Source organism: Serratia sp. Tan611 (genome assembly GCF_905188235.1).
Classification (GTDB): Bacteria; Pseudomonadota; Gammaproteobacteria; order Enterobacterales; family Enterobacteriaceae; genus Serratia_B; species Serratia_B rhizosphaerae.
This window is the reverse complement of record NZ_LR994655.1, coordinates 4,291,868-4,314,009: the sequence shown is the minus strand read 5'-3', so window position 1 is coordinate 4,314,009 and position 22,142 is coordinate 4,291,868. Positions and strand designations below refer to the sequence as shown.

18 protein-coding genes are annotated in these 22,142 nt (G+C 59.1%); 9 read left to right on the top strand and 9 right to left on the bottom strand.

Annotation, left to right across the window (positions count from 1 at the left end):
* The first annotated feature begins 60 nt into the window (after window positions 1-60).
* From parE to TAN611_RS20285, 3 genes are all read left to right on the top strand, one after another.
* On the top strand, window positions 61-1,956 hold the full coding sequence (parE, locus tag TAN611_RS20295; RefSeq protein ID WP_105232663.1) for a DNA topoisomerase IV subunit B: 1,896 nt from the start codon (window positions 61-63) through the stop codon (window positions 1,954-1,956).
* Between the two features lie 520 nt (window positions 1,957-2,476).
* Entirely contained in the window at window positions 2,477-3,310 is an 834-nt protein-coding gene (locus TAN611_RS20290) for an RNase A-like domain-containing protein (RefSeq protein ID WP_105232662.1), read from the top strand.
* Between the two features lie 9 nt (window positions 3,311-3,319).
* Window positions 3,320-3,613 (top strand): contact-dependent growth inhibition system immunity protein, encoded by a 294-nt coding sequence (locus TAN611_RS20285; protein WP_105232661.1) that lies wholly within the window; start codon window positions 3,320-3,322, stop codon window positions 3,611-3,613.
* Window positions 3,614-3,672: 59 nt separating this feature from the next.
* Here TAN611_RS20285 and TAN611_RS20280 read toward each other — a convergent pair whose 3' ends face one another.
* Together TAN611_RS20280 and TAN611_RS20275 are read right to left on the bottom strand one after the other, a co-directional pair.
* Window positions 3,673-3,981, bottom strand: a complete 309-nt coding sequence (locus TAN611_RS20280) for a putative quinol monooxygenase (RefSeq protein ID WP_105232660.1) — start codon at window positions 3,979-3,981, stop codon at window positions 3,673-3,675.
* 33 nt (window positions 3,982-4,014) lie between these two features.
* Window positions 4,015-4,596, bottom strand: a complete 582-nt coding sequence (locus TAN611_RS20275) for an NAD(P)H-dependent oxidoreductase (protein ID WP_105232659.1) — start codon at window positions 4,594-4,596, stop codon at window positions 4,015-4,017.
* A gap of 349 nt (window positions 4,597-4,945) precedes the next feature.
* Here TAN611_RS20275 and parC point away from each other — a divergent pair, with 349 nt between their 5' ends.
* The 3 genes from parC (at window position 4,946) to ftsP (ending at window position 9,741) form a co-directional block, all read left to right on the top strand.
* Window positions 4,946-7,219 (top strand): DNA topoisomerase IV subunit A, encoded by a 2,274-nt coding sequence (gene parC, locus TAN611_RS20270; RefSeq protein ID WP_111736340.1) that lies wholly within the window; start codon window positions 4,946-4,948, stop codon window positions 7,217-7,219.
* Window positions 7,220-7,457: 238 nt separating this feature from the next.
* The gene (locus TAN611_RS20265) at window positions 7,458-8,192 is read left to right on the top strand and encodes a 1-acylglycerol-3-phosphate O-acyltransferase (RefSeq protein ID WP_105232657.1); all 735 of its coding nucleotides are present in this window, start codon (window positions 7,458-7,460) and stop codon (window positions 8,190-8,192) included.
* Window positions 8,193-8,325: 133 nt separating this feature from the next.
* Window positions 8,326-9,741 (top strand): cell division protein FtsP, encoded by a 1,416-nt coding sequence (gene ftsP / locus TAN611_RS20260; RefSeq protein WP_105232656.1) that lies wholly within the window; start codon window positions 8,326-8,328, stop codon window positions 9,739-9,741.
* Between the two features lie 664 nt (window positions 9,742-10,405).
* Here the strand turns inward: ftsP and TAN611_RS20255 are convergent.
* The 3 genes from TAN611_RS20255 to TAN611_RS20245 are packed head-to-tail and all read right to left on the bottom strand — an operon-like array spanning window position 10,406 to window position 13,762.
* A complete protein-coding gene (locus TAN611_RS20255) occupies window positions 10,406-11,338 on the bottom strand; it encodes a PfkB family carbohydrate kinase (protein WP_111736341.1) in 933 nt (310 codons plus the stop codon).
* On the bottom strand, window positions 11,339-12,736 hold the full coding sequence (locus tag TAN611_RS20250) for a cytosine permease (RefSeq protein ID WP_105232654.1): 1,398 nt from the start codon (window positions 12,734-12,736) through the stop codon (window positions 11,339-11,341). It lies immediately after the preceding gene.
* A gap of 9 nt (window positions 12,737-12,745) precedes the next feature.
* Window positions 12,746-13,762 carry an ADP-ribosylglycohydrolase family protein gene (locus tag TAN611_RS20245; protein WP_203066945.1) on the bottom strand — a complete coding sequence of 339 codons (1,017 nt, stop codon included), beginning with the start codon at window positions 13,760-13,762 and terminating at the stop codon, window positions 12,746-12,748.
* Window positions 13,763-13,972: 210 nt separating this feature from the next.
* Between TAN611_RS20245 and TAN611_RS20240 the strand changes: the two genes are divergently transcribed.
* Together TAN611_RS20240 and TAN611_RS20235 are read left to right on the top strand one after the other, a co-directional pair.
* On the top strand, window positions 13,973-14,710 hold the full coding sequence (locus TAN611_RS20240) for a GntR family transcriptional regulator (RefSeq protein ID WP_105232652.1): 738 nt from the start codon (window positions 13,973-13,975) through the stop codon (window positions 14,708-14,710).
* A 92-nt stretch (window positions 14,711-14,802) separates the two neighbouring features.
* Complete coding sequence (locus TAN611_RS20235; RefSeq protein WP_203066944.1) at window positions 14,803-16,980, top strand: YgiQ family radical SAM protein; 2,178 nt, start codon at window positions 14,803-14,805, stop codon at window positions 16,978-16,980.
* Window positions 16,981-17,044: 64 nt separating this feature from the next.
* Here the strand turns inward: TAN611_RS20235 and TAN611_RS20230 are convergent, their stop codons facing one another.
* The 4 genes from TAN611_RS20230 to TAN611_RS20215 form a co-directional block, all read right to left on the bottom strand.
* Window positions 17,045-17,647: a transglycosylase SLT domain-containing protein gene (locus tag TAN611_RS20230; protein WP_105232650.1), complete on the bottom strand. Its 603-nt coding sequence runs from the start codon at window positions 17,645-17,647 to the stop codon at window positions 17,045-17,047.
* A gap of 143 nt (window positions 17,648-17,790) precedes the next feature.
* Window positions 17,791-18,612: a 2,5-didehydrogluconate reductase DkgA gene (dkgA, locus tag TAN611_RS20225; protein WP_105232649.1), complete on the bottom strand. Its 822-nt coding sequence runs from the start codon at window positions 18,610-18,612 to the stop codon at window positions 17,791-17,793.
* A gap of 397 nt (window positions 18,613-19,009) precedes the next feature.
* Window positions 19,010-20,173 (bottom strand): alcohol dehydrogenase, encoded by a 1,164-nt coding sequence (yqhD, locus tag TAN611_RS20220; protein ID WP_105232648.1) that lies wholly within the window; start codon window positions 20,171-20,173, stop codon window positions 19,010-19,012.
* A gap of 3 nt (window positions 20,174-20,176) precedes the next feature.
* Window positions 20,177-20,917: an NADPH-dependent oxidoreductase gene (locus TAN611_RS20215; RefSeq protein WP_187044685.1), complete on the bottom strand. Its 741-nt coding sequence runs from the start codon at window positions 20,915-20,917 to the stop codon at window positions 20,177-20,179.
* Window positions 20,918-21,228: 311 nt separating this feature from the next.
* Between TAN611_RS20215 and TAN611_RS20210 the strand changes: the two genes are divergently transcribed.
* Window positions 21,229-22,134 carry an AraC family transcriptional regulator gene (locus TAN611_RS20210; RefSeq protein ID WP_105232646.1) on the top strand — a complete coding sequence of 302 codons (906 nt, stop codon included), beginning with the start codon at window positions 21,229-21,231 and terminating at the stop codon, window positions 22,132-22,134.
* Window positions 22,135-22,142 lie beyond the last annotated feature (8 nt).

The following is a 22,142-nucleotide window of genomic DNA, read 5'->3' as shown; positions in this document are numbered from 1 at the left end:
AACATGCGGTCTGAGCAGGCCGTTCGGCGCCTTCCTTTAACCACGAAAACATAATCAACGATGACTCAATCCAGCTATAACGCTGATGCCATTGAAGTACTCAGCGGCCTAGAACCAGTGCGCCGTCGTCCCGGTATGTATACCGACACGCAGCGCCCGAACCACCTCGGCCAGGAGGTGATTGATAACAGCGTCGATGAAGCGTTGGCTGGCCATGCAAAACGCATTGACGTGATCCTGCACGCCGATCAATCGCTGGAGGTGATTGACGACGGCCGCGGTATGCCGGTGGATATCCACCCGGAAGAGGGCGTACCGGCGGTAGAGCTGATCCTGTGCCGGCTGCACGCCGGCGGCAAATTCTCCAGTAAAAACTACCAGTTCTCCGGCGGCCTGCACGGCGTGGGCATCTCGGTGGTCAACGCCCTGTCAAAACGGGTGGAAGTGACCGTCAAACGCGACGGCAACGTGTACGACATGGCGTTTGAAAACGGCGACAAGGTGCAGGACCTGACGGTCAGCGGCACCTGCGGCAAACGCAATACCGGCACCCGCGTCCACTTCTGGCCGGACGAACAGTTTTTCGACAGTCCGCGTTTTTCCGTCTCGCGCCTCAGCCATTTGCTGAAGGCCAAGGCGGTGCTGTGCCCGGGCGTGGAAATCTACTTTACCGACAAGGTTAACAATACCGAACAGCGCTGGTGCTACCAGGACGGCCTGACCGACTACCTGATGGAAGCGGTCAACGGGCTGATTACCCTGCCGGAAGCGCCGTTTGTCGGCACCTTCTCCGGCGACACCGAAGCGGTGGACTGGGCGCTGCTGTGGCTGCCGGAAGGCGGCGAACTGCTGACCGAAAGCTACGTCAACCTGATCCCGACCATGCAGGGCGGCACCCACGTCAACGGGCTGCGTCAGGGGCTGCTGGACGCGATGCGCGAGTTTTGCGAGTTCCGCAATATTCTGCCGCGCGGCGTCAAACTGTCGGCGGAAGATATCTGGGATCGCTGCGCCTACGTGCTGTCGGTGAAAATGCAGGATCCGCAGTTCGCGGGCCAGACCAAAGAGCGCCTGTCATCGCGCCAGTGTGCGGCGTTTGTGTCCGGCGTGGTGAAAGACGCCTTCAGCCTGTGGCTGAACCAGAACGTTCAGGCGGCGGAACAGCTGGCTGAAATGGCGATTTCCAGCGCCCAGCGCCGCCTGCGCGCGGCGAAGAAAGTGGTGCGCAAGAAGCTGACCAGCGGCCCTGCGCTGCCGGGCAAACTGGCGGACTGCACCTCGCAGGACCTGAGCATGACCGAACTGTTCCTGGTGGAAGGGGACTCGGCGGGCGGCTCAGCCAAGCAGGCGCGCGACCGCGAGTATCAGGCGATCATGCCGCTGAAGGGGAAAATCCTCAACACCTGGGAGGTGTCGTCGGACGAAGTGCTGGCGTCGCAGGAAGTGCATGATATTTCGGTGGCGATCGGCATCGATCCCGACAGCGAAGATCTCGGCCAGTTACGTTACGGCAAAATCTGTATTCTGGCGGATGCGGACTCGGACGGCCTGCACATCGCCACGCTGCTGTGCGCGCTGTTCGTGCGCCACTTCCGCTCGCTGGTGCAGGGCGGCCACGTGTATGTGGCCATGCCGCCGTTGTACCGTATCGATCTCGGCAAGGAAGTGTATTACGCGCTGGACGAGGAAGAGAAAGCCGGCGTGCTGGAACAGCTGAAGCGTAAAAAGGGCAAGCCGAACGTCCAGCGCTTTAAAGGTCTGGGCGAGATGAACCCGCTGCAGCTGCGCGAAACCACGCTCGATCCGAATACCCGCCGCCTGGTGCAGCTGACGGTCGACGATAACGACGTGCAGCAGACGCTGGCGGTGATGGATATGCTGCTGGCCAAGAAGCGTTCGGAAGATCGCCGCAACTGGCTGCAGGATAAGGGCGATACCGCCGAACTGTCGGTGTAACAAACAATGTCAGCCATATTGTGAACGGCTGATCTGTTGAGCAAGGATGCTTATGGTTCTGAAAGGTTGACGTTTCGCCTGTTTTTAAATCATGTAATTTGCTGTTCCGCCATTAACCTAGTGGCGGAAAGCTTTCTTCCCCCCAACCTACCCTAAAAAACAAGTAGAACTATAACACCTTGCGGTAGACGTACTGGTTGCATTCACACGCCAATTGCCAACACGAACGCAGAAAAGTCACGCCCTTGCTTACGAAAAAGCCGTCATGTGCTCAGATAGTCAGAACTAGAAATTGCTGTCGTCAGCAATCGGCCAAGACGCTTCCGATTCCTGCACAGAACTTGTGATCAGCCCAGCGAATTATCATCGTTATGACCGATTACTAGACTTCCTGTCTGTATGGTTGCAAATACCCGATGACTGTGTGCACAGGAATTGGTCTATATGTTTCAAAGTTGTAATCTTATGCCCAACCATGTCGTTTATATGTGATTAACCCAATCCAATGGATGGAAATTATATGGCAAAAGAGGAAGGTTTACGGGTCGTGCTTTCGCCGGTTCAACTGGCGGCGATCATGTCAGACAGGAGTGTCACAGAAGGGGAAACCCTAAGCAATCGCCTATTTGGAGGTCTGGGGCTTGCTGGTGGTGTTGTTGAGCTTATTGGTGCTGGTGCGATGTGTTATGTACCAGATCCCACACTTTTAACAAAAATCGGTTGTGTCATTGTTGGCACTCACAGCTTGGACAGTATCAAGGCCGCTTCTAATCAGATCATTACCGGCCAGCCGACCACTACCGATACTTACCAATCAGCTATCGCACTAGCTAAAACTTTGGGTGCGGATGATGATACGGCTTACAATGTGGGGCTTACGGTTGATATTGCTGTTCCGTTAGTGTTTGCGGCAGCGATAGGTGCGGCACGTGTTGCCTCTGTGCGTATGGGCAAGGTAAGGCTGATTGAGCACGAGTCAATGACCGGGGGAAAGCCTGGTGGCCACACAATCGTTCGCCATGTAGGACTATCCAAGGCTGTTTTGCTACAGCGATTGGAGGAGACTAAATTCGGGCGTTTTCCTCCACGTTCTATCAGTTCATTTACGAATCTTGCGATTGCTGAGAGAGCAATCTCAAGCGCTATGAGCGCCAATCACACACTAATAAAAAACTGGGCTAAATACCCATTGCGTAATCTTGTCATAACTCATAGGGCTGTAAATCACGTGGGATACTACATACAGCGAGGAGCTTCTGAGATTGTGAAAACCTCCAACCTTAAGGTTGTCATTGAGCATGGCTCTTTTAACGGAAAGCCTTACTACATACTTACCGCATATCCAATCCCCTAGGAGAGCACAATGAAAGATTACCCATTGCTAGACAACCTTATGGGGGGATACTTTAATCAAGATGCCGATCTGATTACGGGTTCAACAGAACTAGAGGGAATGATTGATTATTACTTACAAGGGGCATCTGCGAATCTGTTGCGAAATTTAATCAATGAAATGGATGATTTTCAAACGGCGCATCCAGACGATCTGGACAAAGCGTTTTGCGAGCGATACCCCGGAGATCTGGACATGTCACCCGTAGGTGAATTTTTTGATATTTTCCGGAAGCGAATCCAAGAAGCGTTAGGGCAACATTAAGGTTCATTGAGTTTATGCGTGAACCATAAAAAGCCCGGCGCAATGGCCGGGCTTGGTGATTACAGCGCTTCTTCCAGCACCTGGATATTCACATCCAGCACGCTGTCCTTGATGGTGGCGCGATGCTGATGCATATGCTCCATCTCAAGGTGTTTTTCCAGATGCGCCACGCTTTCCCATTTTTCCAGCATGAACACCGAATCCGGCAGCGACTGTTTCCATGGTACCTGAGCCTTGATATCGACCAGCGGCTGGTAGGCGCCGCAGCCGTCCTCCGCCAGCACTGACGGGATCAGTTTCTCAATGGCTTTCAGTACCGTCTCACGGTGGCCCGGTTTAACTTTAATTTCTGCGATTACGGTGATCATGACAACCTCATTAACAAACGTGCGAAAGATAAGTTAAGCAAAAGTTTTTGCCAGATGCTCGCGATATCGTGCGATATCATTTTGAATATCCGGCTGTTTAATCACGTCGTTGCAGATAAAGGTCGGCAGCGCTTCCATTCCCAGGAATTCGTTGGCCTTATGGAAATGCAGATAAACGCCGTCCACGCCGATGCCGTGGAAGAACTGATCGGGATCGGTAAAGGCTTCCAGCGGCGCGTTCCAGGTCAGGCTCAGCATATGTTTTTTGCCCTGCAGCAGGCCGCCGGAGCCGTATTTTTTGCTGGCGTCTGAGCGGGTGCGGCCGTCGCTGGCGTACAGCGAGCCGTGGCCGACGGTAAATACTTCGTCGATGTATTTTTTCAGGATCCAGGGCTCACCCATCCACCAGCCGGGCATCTGATAGATCACCGCGTCGGCCCACAGATATTTTTGCACTTCGGCGTCGATATCGTAACCTTGATCGACCACGGTCAGCTGGACTTCATGGCCGGCGTCGCGCAGAAAAGAAGCGGCGACATCGGTCAGGGTGTCGTTCAGCTCACCGTTGGAGTGACCAAATTTTTTACCGGCGTTGATTAGAAGGATATTACTCATCGGGTTTCCTCTTGCGAATAGGCCCTGCATCTTGTTCAAGCGGCGTCAGCGTGCGGCATGAAACCGGTCAGGGGTGATAACATGATGGGAAAGAGTTTACCTGCGCGTGCAGGGGAGAAAAATGCGCGCTGAGTCACATGACTTTTGCTGTTTTAGCAACAATCCGCCGGCTAGCGGCGGTCAACATCGCCCGCAATACCGACAATGCTGTGACAGCATACGGCCAGATAAGGTACTATCGCGGGCAACAAACGACGAGCAATCACGGGCACTGCTTTTTTTTGTGAACGACAGTCCTTTGCCCCAATGTCTAGGGATTGCCATGCCACGGTCTGAGGATAAATGAGTAATGAGTGATCTGACTCATGACGGTGTAGAGCGTTTACCGCTGCACACATTCACTGAAAACGCCTATCTGAACTATTCCATGTACGTCATCATGGATCGGGCGCTACCGTATATTGGCGACGGCCTGAAGCCGGTTCAGCGCCGCATCATCTACGCGATGTCTGAACTGGGCCTGAACAACAGCGCCAAATTCAAGAAATCCGCGCGTACCGTCGGCGATGTGCTGGGTAAATACCACCCGCACGGCGACAGCGCCTGCTATGAGGCGATGGTACTGATGGCGCAGCCTTTCTCCTACCGTTATCCGCTGGTGGACGGCCAGGGGAACTGGGGGGCGCCGGACGATCCGAAATCCTTTGCGGCGATGCGTTATACCGAATCCCGCCTGTCGAAGTACGCCGAAGTGCTGCTGTCCGAGCTGGGACAGGGGACGGTGGACTGGATCCCTAACTTTGACGGTACGCTGCAGGAGCCGAAGATGCTGCCTGCGCGTCTGCCGAACATCCTGCTGAACGGCACCACCGGCATCGCGGTCGGCATGGCGACCGATATCCCGCCGCACAACGTGCGCGAAGTGGCCGCCGCCGCCGTGGCGCTGCTGGAAAAACCGGGCGCCTCGCTGGATGACCTGCTGGAGTTTGTGCAGGGGCCGGACTTCCCGACCGAAGCGGAAATCATTACTCCGCGCGACGAAATTCGCAAAATCTACCAGAACGGCCGCGGTTCGGTGCGGATGCGTGCGGTGTGGAAAAAAGAAGACGGCAGCGCGGTGATCACTGCGCTGCCGCATCAGGTCTCCGGCGCCAAGGTGCTGGAGCAGATCGCCAGCCAGATGCGCGCCAAAAAGCTGCCGATGGTGGAAGACCTGCGCGATGAGTCGGACCATGAGAATCCGACGCGTCTGGTGGTTGTACCGCGCTCTAATCGGGTGGATCTGGAGCAGGTGATGAATCACCTGTTCGCCACCACCGACCTGGAACGCAGCTACCGCGTCAATATGAATATGATCGGCCTGGATAACCGCCCGGCGGTGAAAGGGCTGGTGGAAATCGTCACCGAATGGCTGGCCTACCGCCGTGATACGGTGCGTCGTCGTCTGAATCACCGTCTGGAAAAAGTGCTCAAGCGTCTGCACATTCTGGAAGGTTTACTGGTCGCGTTCCTCAACATCGATGAAGTGATCCACATTATCCGCAGCGAAGATGAGCCGAAGCCGGTGCTGATGCAGCGTTTCGGCATCAGTGAGACGCAGGCGGAAGCGATCCTTGAACTGAAGCTGCGCCATTTGGCGAAGCTGGAAGAGATGAAGATCCGCGGCGAGCAGGACGATCTGGCGAATGAGCGCGATCGGCTGCAGGCGCTGCTGGCGTCAGAGCGCAAGCTGAATACGCTGATCAAAAAAGAAATTCAGGCGGATGCGCAGACTTACGGCGACGATCGCCGTTCGCCGCTGGCCGAGCGCGGCGAAGCCAAGGCGATGAGCGAGCACGATTTCGTGCCGTCCGAGCCGGTGACCATCGTGCTGTCGGAGATGGGCTGGGTGCGCAGCGCCAAGGGCCATGATATCGACCCCGCCGGCATGAACTATAAGGCCGGCGACAGCTTCCGCGCCGCCGCCCGCGGCAAAACCAACCAGCCGGTGGTGTTTATCGACTCCACCGGGCGCAGCTATGCGGTTGATCCGCTGACGCTGCCGTCGGCGCGCGGGCAGGGCGAGCCGCTGACCGGTAAACTGACGCCGCCGCCGGGCGCAACCATCGAACAGGTGCTGATGGCCGCCGACGACCAGAAATTGCTGATGGCCTCCGATGCCGGTTACGGCTTCGTGTGCACCTTCAACGATCTGGTGGCGCGCAACCGCGCCGGCAAGGCGATGATTACCTTGCCGGAGAACGCCAAGGCGTTACCGCCGCTGGAAATTTACGGCGACGACGATATGCTGCTGTCGATTACCCAGGCGGGTCGCATGCTGATGTTCCCGGTGGCCGATCTGCCGCAGCTGTCGAAAGGCAAGGGCAACAAGATCGTCTCTATTCCGTCGGCGCAGGCGGCCGCAGGGGATGACAAGCTGACCTGGCTGTTTGTGCTGCCGCCGCAAACGTCGCTGACGTTGTACGTCGGCAAGCGCAAGCTGACGCTGCGCCCGGAAGATTTGCAGAAATTCCGTGCCGAGCGCGGGCGGAAAGGCACGCTGCTGCCGCGCGGTCTGCAGCGTATCGATCGCGTCGAGGTGGATATGCCGCCGCGCGCGTCGGCCGGGGATAGCGAAGAGTAAGTTCGGCGGGCGTCGTTTCCCAGGCGACGCCCGCGTAATTCACCGCTTTCCGTATTTATTTTCAAATAATTAACATTTCTGCGTATAAATTTATTGTGCGGATGCCCGGCCGGCAGGAAAATAGCAAACAGGCCGGGTATCATCGCCAGCGGGCGTGATGCCCTGCGCGCAAATAAAATGATGGAAGGTATCTGCGCAGCGAATCATGCTGCGTCGGCAGTGTGCTAATGAGGTTGTTATGTTATTAATTTTGCGTGCCGTTTTCGTCACTCTGTTCTGTATTCTGGTGTGCATTTTCGGTTCCATCTACTGTTTGTTCAGCCCGCGCAATCCCCGTCACGTGGCGACGTTTGGCCATCTGTTCGGCCGCCTGTCGACGGTATTCGGCTTAAAGGTAGAAATTCGTAAGCCGGCCGACGCGGCGCAGTACGGCAAGTGCATCTATATCGCCAACCACCAGAACAACTACGATATGGTGACGGCGTCCAATATCGTGCAGCCGCGCACCGTGACGGTGGGGAAAAAAAGTCTGGTGTGGATCCCGTTTTTCGGCCAGCTGTATTGGCTGACCGGCAATCTGCTGATAGATCGGGATAACCGGGCCAAAGCGCACGGCACCATCGCTCAGGTGGTGGAGCAGATTAAGAAAAAAGATATTTCCATCTGGATGTTCCCGGAAGGAACCCGCAGCCGCGGTCGCGGCCTGATGCCGTTCAAGACCGGCGCGTTTCATGCGGCGATCGCCGCCGGCGTGCCGGTTGTGCCGATCTGCGTGTCGAACACCAGCAATAAAATCAACCTGAACCGCCTGAATAACGGCGAAGTGATTGTAGAGATGCTGGAGCCGATCGATACCACGAAGTTTGGTAAAGACCAGGTGCGTGAGCTGGCAACCCATTGCCGCGAGCTGATGGCGGCGAAAATCGCCCAGCTGGACGAAGAGGTGGCGCAGCGCGAGGCCGCCGGAAAATAACTCTCTGCCAATGGCGGCGGTGACTTTTTAACGGCCTGCGGGTCGTTAATGCCCGGCTTCATGCTACGCTTAGTGGCATTATCGGACTCCGGGCTTTTGCATACGGTTTAGTATTTGTTTTCATGGAGAAAATATGTCACTCAGTCGACGTCAGTTCATTCAGGCATCGGGTCTGGCGCTGTGCGCGGGAGCCGTGCCGCTGAGGGCTGAAGCGAGCGGAGCGCAAATCCCGTTACCGGTTCCCCCACTGCTGGAGTCTCGTCGCGGTCAGCCGCTGTTTTTAACCCTGCAGCGCACACATTGGCCGTTTGTTGCCAACCGTAAGGCCAACGCATGGGGCATTAACGGCATGTACCTCGGGCCAACGGTACGGGTACACAGCGGTGACGACGTCAAATTGATTTACAGCAACCGCCTGGCGGAGCCGGTATCCATGACCGTCAGCGGTCTGCAGGTGCCGGGCACTCTGACGGGCGGTGCGGCGCGGCTGATGTCGCCGGGCGTGGACTGGTCGCCGGTGCTGCCGATTCGTCAGGCAGCAGCGACCTGCTGGTATCATGCCAACACGCCGGAGCGCATGGCGCCGCAGGTATATAACGGCCTGGCCGGCATGTGGCTGGTAGAAGATGAAATCAGCAAGTCGCTGCCGCTGCCTAACCACTACGGCGTGGATGATTTCCCGCTGATCGTACAGGACAAGCGGCTGGATAACTTCGGCGCGCCGGAATACAGCCCGCCGTCGCAGGGCGGTTTCGTCGGCGACACGCTGCTGGTGAATGGCGTGCAGAACCCGTACCTTGAGGTTTCTCGTGGTTGGGTGCGCCTGCGTTTGCTGAACGCCTCCAACTCGCGCCGCTATATGCTGCAGCTGAGCGACGGCCGTCCGCTGACGGTGATCGCCAGCGATCAGGGCTTTTTACCTGCTCCGGTCTCGGTGCAGCAGCTTCCTCTGGCGCCCGGTGAACGGCGCGAGGTGCTGATCGATATGTCGAAGGGCGAAGAAGTGACGCTGAACGCCGGGGAGGCCGCAGGCATTATGGACCGCCTGCGCGGGCTGTTTGAACCTTCCAGCCTACTGGTGTCCACCCAGGTGCTGACGCTGAAGCCGACCGGCCTGTTGCCGTTGGTGACGGACAACCTGCCGATGCGTCTGCTTTCGGATCAGCTGCTGGACGGCAGCGTCAGCCGTACGCGGGAGTTCCGGCTGGGTGATGACGTGGCGGGCATTAACGGCGCGGTGCGGGATGTGAACCGCATCGATCTGCAGACCATGCAGGACAGCTGGGAGCGTTGGGTGATCCGCGCCGATACGCCGCAGTCTTTCCATATCGAGGGCGTACAGTTCCTGGTGAAGAGCGTGAACGGCGCTCAGCCGATGGCCGAGGATCGCGGCTGGAAGGACACCGTCTGGGTCGACGGCGAAGTAGAGCTGGTGGTGCACTTTACCCAGCCGTCCTACGATCACTTCCCGTTCCTGTATTACAGCCAGACGCTGGAGATGGCCGATCGCGGCAGCGCCGGGCAGTTTGTGGCGCAACCGACGCAGTAAATTGTCGGTTAACGTTAACCAGTCAATGGCTCTCTAAAGGTATTGTAGTCAGAGATATGGGGAATGTGATTCGTAACTTCTCGTTTAAGACCGCCATTATGGCGGTTCAGACTGCTGATAAAGTCAGTTATTAGGGAGAGCGTGGCGATGGGGTCGTAGCGGCGTAAGCCGCCGGAGTGCCCCTCGTTATGCTAGGCCCGGGTATCTCGGGCCATCAGACGGCTTTGTCATCAACCTCGGACCGCCATTATGGCGGTTTTATTTTGTCTTGAGCTTTTCAGCGTTTTTATTATCGATTAACTAATTTCAATATTATTAGTTGAATAGACCCGGTGATAACAGATTCGGGTGTTGACCTTTAGCGCGCATCACGGGCTGCCGAACAAGGAACCTGAGCCAGGGGCAACCGGACAGGGATGTCCGGTTGAGGCGGCACAGGCAGGGATGCCAGAGCCGACCCGCCCGGCGACGGTGACGCCGTGAGGGTACCCGCGCAGCGGGCAGAACGTGTCTAAGCGCGAGCGCGGGTGCAGGGGCCGCGCCTACGGCCCCTGCAATTGCCGTTCACGGTGGTGACAAAGAAATGCTGTACGTTTACGGCAATTCTTATTACTCATTGCTTATAAATATCGTGCATAAATATCTCCGCAGGCCTGACCGATTTCTATGCCTCCGGGAAGCGCTGGCGCATCTGCGCCCAGTCCGGCGCGGCGTCGGCGCCGCGGCTGGCCACCACGCAGGCGGCGACGCGGTTGGCAAGATCGACGGCCTGCGGCAGCGGCCAGCCGGCGGAAAGGGCGGCGAGCAGGCCGGCGCAGTGGGCGTCGCCGGCGCCGATGGTGTCCACCACCTCAACCGGATAGGCGGCGATATGCTGCGGCGGATGTTTGCCGTCGCAGATCCAGGCGCCGTCGCTGTCAAGGCGGCAAATCAGGGTGAAATTGCGGGCGGCGGCGTAGCGCTGCGCCGCGTCGACGGGGTCGCCGTCGCCGCACAGGATCGCCACTTCGTCGCGGTTAAGCGTCAGCAGGGTATGGCTGTCGCTCAGCATGGCGAAAAATTCCTCGCCGAGCAGGCCGACGCGCGGGCCGGGATCGATCAGCCGGTATTGGTCGAACGGCAGACGGGTCAGCCATTCGCGCAGCGCGGCGCCCGGTTCGCCCACCAACTCATAGCCGTTGGCGTAGACCAGCGTCTCCGGCGTCAGCGGCAGGGTTGCCAGCTGCGCCTTGTTCCACTGCGCTTCACAGCCGCTGACGGTGATAAAGGTTCTTTCGCCGTTCGGCTCGGCCAGCGCCAGGCACCAGCCGTTATCCATCTGTCCGTGCCGCAGCAGAACCGGCAGCCCCAGTTCCTGCATCGCCGCTTCCACGGCGACGCCCCACTCGCCGTTGCCGACCGGCATGCCGTTGACCACCGGCACGTCCAGCCGGCACAGCACGCGGGCGACGTTAAAGGCGCAGCCGCCAATCTGCCGCCCCTGCGGCCGGGCTTCAATATCTTCGCCGCTGACGGGCAGGCGCGGCAGTGTCATAACCAGATCACCGACGGCGCCGCCTAATACTAATACCGGCGTTACTGCAGAAAACTCACTCATTTACTTACGTTCTCCGCCCGCGGCCAAAAACAGGCCGTAGGCGATAAGGCTAACCAGGAAGGAAACAAACAGCCCGAGGCTGGAATCCGCGAACAGGCCTTTGGCCAGCGGCCCGTCGATAAAGCCGCTTTTGGTGACCATCAGCCCGCTGAGGGCGCCGAGGAACCAGCAGCACAGCGGTACCATACGCACGCCGCGATTTTGGCCGTTCAGGCCGTACAGCGCATTGCCGTCGTAACCATGATGACGACGCAGGCGCAGATAGTCGAGGATGAATATCGCTTCCCAGGCGGCAAGGAAGACGCCGCAGAACACCAGGAAGGCGATAAACGGCCCCATAAAATCGCCGGACACGAACAGCACATAGAGGGCGATCGCCAGCACCAGTAGCGCATCGAACGATACCGCCAGCGATTGCTTAACCTTAACGCCGATGGTCAGCAGGTTAAGGCTGGCGGAGTAGAGGCTCAGCACCGCAATGGTGACGATGCCGGCGGTGGCGGTCAGCAGATAAGGGATAGCCATCCAGCTCGGCAGCACCGAGCCAATCAGGGCGATCGGGTTGGCCGCAGAGGCCAGGTCGGGCAACTGCACCGACAGCAGAATACCGGTAAACATCAGCAGCATCAGCGGCAGACAGGCGCCGCCCATCACCGCGGCGAAGATGCTTTTATTGGAACTTTTCGGGCTTTGATAGCGGCTATAGTCCGCGCCGGCAATCGCCCAGCCGATGCCGGTGCCGGCGGCGATAATCGATACCGCCGGCAGGAAGCCGGTCAGCCAGTTGCCGGCGGGCAGCGCCAGCACGCGCTGCCATTCGGTGGTAAAGGCGATATACAGCACCACGACCAGCGTCATGCTGCCGAAGATGCGGCTGAACCAGGTCTGCAGCCAGACTACGGTATTTTGCCCGAGCAGGCTGACGACGATGGTCAGGCCGCCGAACAGCAACAGGCTGACGCCGGTCAGCAGCGGACTTTCCGCCAGCCCCATTGCCTGGAACAGCGCCGCCAGCGTCAGCGTGCCGGTGATGACGTTCACCGCCTCCCAACCCATCAGATTGATCCAACTGAAGGCGGTGGGGGCGATATTGCCTTTTACACCGAAGATGACCCGCGACAGGGTCAGCGTCGAGGTGCGGCCGCGTTTGCCGGCGAAGCTGGTATAGCCGACCAGCGCAAAGCTGGCGACGCCGACCAGCGCGGCGAGAACAGACTGCAGGAATGACAGGCCGAAGCCGACGATCAGCGCCCCGTAAACCACGCCGAGGATGCCGATATTGGCCGCTGACCATACCCAGAACAGCTCGATGGGTTTACCGGTTTGCTCCGCCTCGGGCACCAGATCGATGCCGGTGCTTTCAACTTTCCATGTTTCACTGCGGTTTATTTCACTCATGCTGCAGATTTACCCTTGGTTGCGCAGCGCCCCCAGAGCCGCTGCATATGGTTGAAAATCAATCTGATTCGCCTGGTTCAGTGTTTCAATCCATTGCGCCGGAAATGCCTCAATGCCGCGCAGCGCGCCGCAAACTGCCGTCGCCATCGCGCCGATGGTGTCGGTGTCGCCGCCAAGGTTGGCGGCCAGCAGCGCGCAACGAATCGGATCGCCGTCCGCTAATTCGATCAGCGCCAGCGCGGCGGGAATGGACTCAATGGTATCCATGCCGGCGCCGACGGTGTGGTAGATCTCAGCCAGCGCATCGCTGTCCGTCAGCGGCCGTACGCGTTCGGCCACGTCCAGCGCCCACAGAATGCGGCGGCTCAGCGACGGGCTGAAGGTGGTGATCTGCTGTTGCTGCATCTGTTCCACCAATGACGGCAGCGCCTGTTTAATCGCGCTCCAGTCGTCGCCGTCGATCGCACGGCTGACTGACCAGGCAATAGCGAAGGCGCCGGCAACGGCGATATCAGATTTATGCGTCGGGCTACAGGCCAGGCGCACGGCATCCATAAAGTAGCCTAAATCATTGGTAGATAACAGACATCCCAGCGGCGCGACGCGCATGGCGGCACCGTTGGTTACGCCGTTGGCGTTGATTTCCGAGATGGGCTGGCCGGCGCGGATGGCGTTAAGTGCGGCTTTGGAAGTGGGGCCAAGAATGTTTTTATTGAAGGCGTCGACCCGTTCTGCCCACAGCATGATGTGGTGGGCGATGCGTTCGGGTTCGACCTTACCGTGAGCGGCGAGTAGCGCCTCCATCAGCGCTACTGCCTGCTGCGTGTCGTCGGTATATTCGCCGGCGATAAAACCTGTCGCGGCAATATTCTCGTCCGGGCCAGGCAAGAAGCGATCGATCCAACCAAAATAATCGCGTACCTGCCGTAGCGGCCACAGCTCCGACGGCATCCCCATCGCATCGCCAGCGGCTTGACCATACAGTGCGCCAAGGATGGCGAGGTGGGGATTTTTTCTTATTGTCATGGGTGTTCCCTGGTGTTGGTGCATGTTGAATTAAACACGTCAACGTTACCACCATAGTGGCAAAATGGATCCAATAAAAGTCCATTAGGGCAAAAATGTGATGCCAATCTAGATCCATTGCACAATTCTCCGCACAACTTACCCGTACTGGTATAAATATGATAAAAGCTAACGCCAGAGAGGGGCGCCCAAATTAAAGAGAGCAGTCAGATGAATGACTTTAGCGCGTGGCTGCGCCAGCAGTTGGTTCAGGCCGTTGCGGCACCACGTTATATACAGTTGGCTACAGCGCTGGAGGCGGCGATTAAACAGCGCCGGCTGGCCGCCGGTGATTTTCTGCCGCCTGAGCGCGTGCTGGCCGAACGGTTGGCGGTGTCGCGGGTCACCGTCAGCAAGGCCCTGAAGCTGCTGGAAGAGAAGGCGCTGATTTCACGCCAACAGGGCGTGGGCACCCGGGTAGCGGTGTATATGGATTATTCGCTGTCGCAGGAGCAGGGGGGATTTACCGCCCAGATAACGCGCAGCGGCAGCGCCGCCAGTAACCAGTGGCTACTGCGCACGCGCGTGACGCCGCCGCCGGAGATCGCGCAGGCGTTAAATCTGTCCGAGCATGAGCCGGTGGTGAAGCTGCGTCGCCTGCGTCTGGCGGACGGCAATCCGATTTCGTTGGAAACCACCTATATTCCGCTACGCTTTCTGCCCGATCCCGAGCGGCTGGAGCATTCGCTCTACGCGCTGTGGCAGGAGCGCGGTATCGTGCCGGAGGGCAAGCACTTTCTGTTGAAGGCGATCGCCTGCAGCGATGAAGTTGCCGGCTTGCTGAATGTGTCCTGCGGCGCGCCGCTGTTGCTCGTCACGCAGACCAGCCGCAATGCGCAGGGCGAAGTGCTGGAGATCAGTGAAGTTCAGTGCCGCAGCGACGTGTATGAGTTTGAAGTCAGCAGCTAGCGGAAAGTTCGAATAAATAACCCTGCTCTTTTTGCTGATACTGCGTATAATCGCCGCCCGGCGATTAATTAACCTGCAAAGAGCACTGTCGAATGAGCACCACCAGCCTGATCCAACCGGATCGTGAACTGTTTTCTTATAAGCGTTACTGGGCCGAATGTTACGGCACCGCGCCGTTTTTACCGATGTCGCGTGAAGAGATGGACCAATTGGGCTGGGACAGCTGCGACGTGATTATTATCAGCGGTGATGCTTACGTCGACCACCCCAGCTTCGGCATGGCGATTATCGGTCGCATGCTGGAAGCGCAGGGGTTTCGCGTCGGGATTATCGCCCAGCCGGACTGGGGCAATAAAGAGGACTTTATGCGCCTCGGCAGGCCGAACCTGTTTTTCGGCATCACCGCCGGCAATATGGATTCAATGATCAACCGCTATACCGCCGATCGTAAACTGCGCCACGACGATGCCTACACGCCGGGCAATGTCGGCGGTAAGCGTCCCGACCGCGCCACGCTGGTATATACCCAGCGTTGTAAAGAGGCCTATAAGGACGTGCCGATCGTACTTGGCGGCATTGAGGCCAGCCTGCGCCGCATCGCCCATTATGATTACTGGTCGGATACCGTACGCCGCTCGGTGCTGGTGGACTCCAAGGCCGATATGCTGATCTACGGCAACGGTGAACGTCCGCTGGTGGAGGTGGCGCACCGCCTGGCCGCCGGCGAGAAGATCGCCGATATTCACGATATTCGCAACACCGCGGTGATGCGCAAGGCGCCGCTGCCGGGCTGGAGCGGGGTGGATTCCACCCGTCTGGATAAGCCGGGGCGCATTGAACCGATTCCCAACCCTTACGGTGAGGATCTGCCCTGTGCCGACGGCGCTCAGCCGGAGCCGGAAGCCAAGCCGGTCACCGTGCGCGCCGCTAAGCCGAAGCCGTGGGAAAAAACCTATGTGCTGCTGCCGTCCTTTGAAAAGGTGAAGGCGGATAAAGTTCTGTACGCCCATGCTTCGCGCATTTTGCACCATGAAACCAACCCGGGCTGCGCCCGCGCTCTGATGCAGAAGCACGGCGACCGCTACGTGTGGATCAACCCGCCGGCGATTCCGCTGAAAACCGACGAGATGGACAGCGTGTTCGCGCTGCCGTACCAGCGGGTGCCGCACCCGTCCTACGGCGAGGCGCGCATCCCGGCGTACGACATGATTCGCTTCTCGGTGAATATCATGCGCGGCTGCTACGGCGGCTGTTCGTTCTGCTCGATCACCGAGCACGAAGGGCGGATTATCCAGAGCCGCTCCGAAGATTCGATCATCCGTGAAATTGAGGAAATCCGTGACAAGGTGCCCGGCTTTACCGGCGTGATTTCCGATCTGGGCGGCCCGACCGCCAATATGTATATGCTGCGCTGCACCAACCCGCGCGCCGAACAGACCTGCCGCCGCGCCTCCTGCGTGTATCCGGAAATCTGCACCTATATGGATACCAACCATGAGCCGACCATCAAGCTGTACCGCCGCGCGCGCGAGCTGGAAGGGGTGAAGAAGATCCTGATCGCCTCCGGGGTGCGTTACGATCTGGCGGTGGAAGACCCGCGCTACATCAAAGAGCTGGCGAGCCATCACGTGGGCGGCTATCTGAAGATTGCGCCGGAACATACCGAAACCGGCCCGCTGTCGAAAATGATGAAGCCGGGCATGGGCAGCTACGACCGCTTCAAGCAGCTGTTCGATCATTACTCCAAGCAGGCCGGCAAAGAGCAGTACCTGATCCCGTATTTTATCTCCTCACATCCGGGCACGCGGGATGAGGACATGGTCAATCTGGCGCTGTGGCTGAAGAAAAACCGCTTCCGTCTCGACCAGGTACAGAACTTCTATCCGTCGCCGATGGCGAACTCCACCACCATGTATTACAGCGGCAAGAATCCGCTGGGCAAAGTGGGCTATAAATCGGAAGAGGTCTTTATCCCGCGCGGCGATCGTCAGCGCCGTCTGCACAAGGCGCTGCTGCGCTACCACGATCCGGCCAACTGGCCGCTGATCCGCAGCGCGCTGGAAGAGATGGGGCTGAAGCACCTGATCGGCAGCCGCCGCGACTGCCTGGTGCCCGCGCCGAGCATTGACGAACAGCGCGAGGGCAAGCGTCTGCAGCGCCGCGCGCGTCCGGCGCTGACCAGGCACAGCGATATTCAGCGCCAGCGCTCACCGTCCAACAGGCCGCCGCGCAAGGCGATCTGTAACGGCGGCGCCAAAGGCAAGGCGTAACCGCGGTTCGGGACGGGCTAATCATGCCGGTCGGCGCAGGCTGACCGGCATTTTTTTCGCCGGATTACAGCCGGGCGTAGGCCGCTTCCACCTTCGCCAGATAGCGCGGCGCCTGCGCCGACGGATGATGCTGGCGCACGTGCCACCAGAACGCCTCGGGAGACAGGCTGTTAATCATGCTGACCGCCTGACGGCGGTTGCTGGAGAAGGTGCGCAGCAGCGCGCCGGCGCCGTTGACGTAGGCCACTTCGGTGGCGTAGCGCAGCGTCACCGGGTTATCAATCCCCCGCAGCTGCCGCTGCAGCGAAGCCAGGTAGGCGGCGCCCAGATCGATATTGGTCTCCGGGTCGAGCAGGTCGTCATCGTCCGGGCAGCCGCTTTTCCCTTTAAACTGATAGGCGTCGCAGCCGGCGGTGGAGGCTTTCAGCTGCATCAGGCCGACGGCATTGGAGCGGCTGACCGCTTCCGGGTTAAAGCCGGACTCCACCTGGATCATCGCGGCGATCAGTTTGGCGTCGACGTCGTACTCGTCGGCGGCGTCGGCGATGGCGCTATCAAAACTGTGGCGGTCGTAGCTGACGGATTTGTGCTTGCTGGAACAGCCGGCGAGGATCAGTAGCGCCAGCGGGATGGCCAGACGCGTACAGGCGGCGATCGAAAATTTCATAGTGCTCCGTGCGGTGGAAAAGTGTCAGACATTGATAGTGCCATCATCGCCGGCGGGCAGGCAAAGATTTTGACCAAAAGCCGCATGACGTGCGCGGGGGCGAAAATAGGCCCGCATACAGCGGGCCGAGGAGGGAGGGCGTCTTACAGAGTGGCGGGATCCGGCCCCAGACGTTTGCTGATATCCAGTTTGGCAATCTGGCCCAGCTCGTCCTTATCCAGCTTAAAGTCGAACACCGCAAAGTTTTCGCGGATGCGCGACGGCGTGACCGATTTCGGAATGACGATCAGACCGTTGTCCAGGTGCCAGCGCACCACGATCTGCGCCGGGGTTTTTTCATACTTCTCCGCCAGATGTTTGATCACCGTCTGATCGAACACGCCTTCGCCGCCTTGCGCCAGCGGGCTCCAGGATTCGGTGGCGATGTTGTGCATGGCGTTCCAGGCGTGCAGCTGGCGCTGTTGCAGCAGCGGATGCAGTTCGATCTGGTTGATCACCGGCGTGACGCCGGTTTCATCCTGCAGGCGCTGCAGGTGCGGCACATTGAAGTTACAGACGCCGATACTTTTCGTCAGGCCCTGCTCGCGCAGTTTGATGAGGCTGCGCCAGGCGTCGACATACTGATCCTGCGACGGCCGCGGCCAGTGGATCAGGTACAGGTCGACATAGTCCAGCCCCAGCTTCTTCAGGCTGGTTTCCAGCGCGGCCTGCGGATCGCCCTGATCGTCGTTCCACAGTTTGGTGGTGATAAACAGTTCACTGCGCGGCAACGAGGCTGACTGCAGCGCACTGCCGACGCCTTCCTCGTTTTTGTAAATGGCAGCGGTATCAATGGAGCGATAACCAACCTCCAGCGCTTTCGTCACGGCGTTGGCTGTCTCTTCAATGCTCGCCTGCCAAACGCCGAGACCCAACTGCGGCATCAGATTACCATCGTGGAGTTTGATGATGGGTTGCGTTGTCATGCGTATCTCCTTTTGACCTGATTGCCGACGTTCATTACGTCGGAAAGCTTGCTTTAATTTTAGACCCTGCACGGTTGAAGTTGCAGCGCGTAAACGGCGTGCGGGCCTGACCGCAACGGCAATACGTCGGGGGTCGTTGGCAATTCTCAGAATGGCCGAGGGTTAGCGGTGCGTCGGCGATCCTGCGGAACCTGTTGTCATACGTCTCCTCCGGTAAATAAGCCAAATGGCGAAAATGGGACTGACGGAGGCGCCGTCGGCGCGGGGAAAAGCGCCCGGGATGTCCGGGCGCAGGTAATACGTTATTGTGAGACCGGGCGGCCAACGGCATACGACAACGGCGCAGCAAATTGATCGGCCCGGCCTATAAGCCTAGCAGGAAATCGACGGGGTGCGATTAACGCGCTGCCTGATAGATGCGTTCGCTGACGTCAAGCGTGATGTCCTGATGCTCGCCCAGCGCGGTCATGCCGTGTTCGCGCAGCTTTTCCAACAGCGCGGGAATGCTGCTGCCGTCGAGCTGGTAGTCGGCCATGCGGGTCGGCACGCCCATTTTTTCGAAGAACTCGGCGGTGGCGGCAATGGCGGCTTCGATGCGCTGGTCGTCATCGCCGTCGCGCAGACCCCAGACGCGCTCGGCGTACTGCAGCAGTTTGTCGCGTTTTTGCGCCTTTTTCTCCCGCAGCAGCGACGGCAGGACGATCGCCAGCGTCTGTGCGTGATCCAGGCCGTGCATCGCCGTCAGCTCGTGGCCGAGCATGTGGGTCGCCCAGTCCTGCGGCACGCCGGCGCCGATCAGGCCGTTCAGCGCCATGGTGGCGCTCCACATCACGTTGGCGCGCACCGCATAGTTTTCCGGTTCCGCCAGCGCGCGCGGGCCGTCTTCCAGCAGCGTCAGCAGCAGGCCTTCGGCGAAGCGGTCCTGCACTTTGCCGTCAACCGGGTAGGTCAGATACTGCTCCAGCGTGTGGACAAAGGCGTCCACCACGCCGTTGGCGATCTGCCGCGGCGGCAGCGAGTAGGTGACCTGCGGGTCCAGCACGGCAAACTGCGGCTGTACCAGCGGCGAGAAGAAGTGCTGTTTGTCGCCGCTGCTTTTACGGGTAATCACCGCGCCGCTGTTGGATTCCGAACCGGTGGCCGGCAGGGTCAGCACGCAGCCCATCGGCACCGCGCGGGTAATTTCGCTGCCGACGGTCTGCATGATGTGCCAGGCGTCAGACGAGGCGCTGTAGTCCGCCGCAGCGGCGATAAATTTGGTGCCGTCCACTACGGAACCGCCGCCGACCGCCAGCAGATAATCAATCTTCTCGGCACGCACGACCTCGACCGCTTTCATCAGCGTTTCAAAGGTCGGGTTCGGCTCAATACCGCCGAACTCGGTGACGCTGCGCCCCTGCAGCGCGGCGTGCACCTGATCCAGGACGCCGTTTTTCTTCACGCTGCCGCCGCCGTAGGTAATCAGAATACGGGCGTCGGCCGGGATTTGCTGGCCCAGCTCGGCAATTTGATCTTTACCGAACAGAATTTTGGTTGGGGTGTGGAGAATAAAGTTTTGCATGGTTTATTTGTCCAGTTTAAAGCCTTGTTGCTGAATGGCGGGAAGCACATTCGGGAAATAGATATGCTGGTAATAGCTGGCGGTGTTGCGGCTCCAGTCGTCGCCGTCCGCGCGACCGGTCTGCTGCCAGTAGTCGCTCAGCGTCTGGTTATAGGCCTTGATGGCGTCCGGTAGATTTTCGCGCTGATAGCGTTCTTCATGGCGGAAACTGTCGATCGGCAGGCGCGGTTTCTGCTGTGCGCCCTGATCGACATGGCCGATCACCAGCCCGGCGACCGGGAAGGTCAGCTCCGGCAGCTGCAGCAGTTCAATCAGCGCCTGAGGGTCGCGGCGGATGCCGCCGATCGGCACGATGCCCAGCCCGTGCGAGCGGGCGGCGGTCATCAGCGCGCCCAGCGCGATGCCGACGTCGGTGCTGCCGGAGATCAGGCTCTCAATACTTTGGTGCGCGGTTTGCTGCTGGCCGCCCATGGCGATGCCCAGCCGGGTTTTGTGCATATCCAGCACCACGGTGATAAACACCGGCGCTTTGGCGATCCACGCCTGCCCGCCGGCAATCTCGGCGATGCGCGCACGCTGGGCAGGGTCGCGGGTGACAACCAGCGAAACCTGCTGGGAGTTGACCGACGTCGGCGCCAGATGGGCGGCGGCGATAATGCTGTCGAGCACCTCATCGGCGATCGGCTGGTCGAGATAGCTGCGCTCGCTGCGATGCGACGTCAGCAGGTCAATGGTCTGGTTCATGGTCATGCTGCCTTATCCGGTTTTGCTTCTGGTCAGCATTGCGCCGTCGTCCGTGCCTTAACGGGCCGGAGAAAACGAAGATTGCCGAGAAGAAGAGGGTGCGTTTCAGATTGACGACGAGGCGACGGCTTGCCTAAACCTATAGGGAAGATGGCGCCCGCTAATTTGTAGGGACTATTGTCAGCGACGCCCGGCGGCTTAACAATGCACATTTCTGCCTGGTGTTTGCCTATTTCTACAAAACTCTGTAGAAATAAGCGCTGTTTTATTACTATTTGTGAGGCGTAAATCTTAACCAAATCGGAGGCGGGATGAGCGACATTGACGAGCTTCGGTACCGGATGGCGCAGCAGGCGGCGCGCTTTGCCGTGGGTAACGGCTATACGCCGTCGCCGGTGCCGCAGGTAAACATTCTGTACGCTGACCGGCATTATCCGCGCCAGCCGGTGATGTATGACCCCAGTATTGTCATCATTTTTCAGGGGCACAAGGTCGGCTTCTGCGGCAGCAAGGTGTTCCGTTACGATCCGCGCAACTATCTGCTGATGACGCTGCCGCTGCCGTTTGAGTGCGAAACCTTCGCCAACCCTGAGCAGCCGCTGGTGGGGATCTCGGTGCGCATTGATACCCAGATGCTGCAGGATCTGCTGATCGATATCGGCGATGACGACTATCTGACGGCGCCGCACGGCGAGAGCAGCGGCATCAACTGCGCATCGTTGCATGACGAGATGCTGTGCGCCACCGAGCGGCTGCTGGACGTGATGAGCAAGCCGCTGGATGCGCGGGTGCTGGGGCCGCAGATCGTGCGTGAAATTCTCTATTACGTGCTGTGCGGCCACAGCGGCGCCTCGCTGCAGGAGCTGGTCAGCCGGCATACGCACTTCAGCCAGATCGCCAAGGCGCTGCGGCGTATTGAAAAGCAGTATGCGGAGAGCCTGAGCGTCGAGGCGCTGGCCAGTGAGGTGAATATGAGCGTGTCGGCGTTCCACCATAACTTTAAGGCGGTGACCAACACCTCGCCGCTGCAGTACGTGAAATCCTACCGTCTGCATAAGGCGCGGCTGCTGATGCTGCACGACGGTCTGAAGGCCAGTACGGCGGCGATGCGGGTGGGCTATGAGAGCGCCTCGCAGTTCAGCCGTGAGTTTAAGCGTTTCTTCGGCGTGACGCCGAGCGATGAAGTGGCACGGGTGCGGGATAACTACGCCGCCTGACGGCCGGC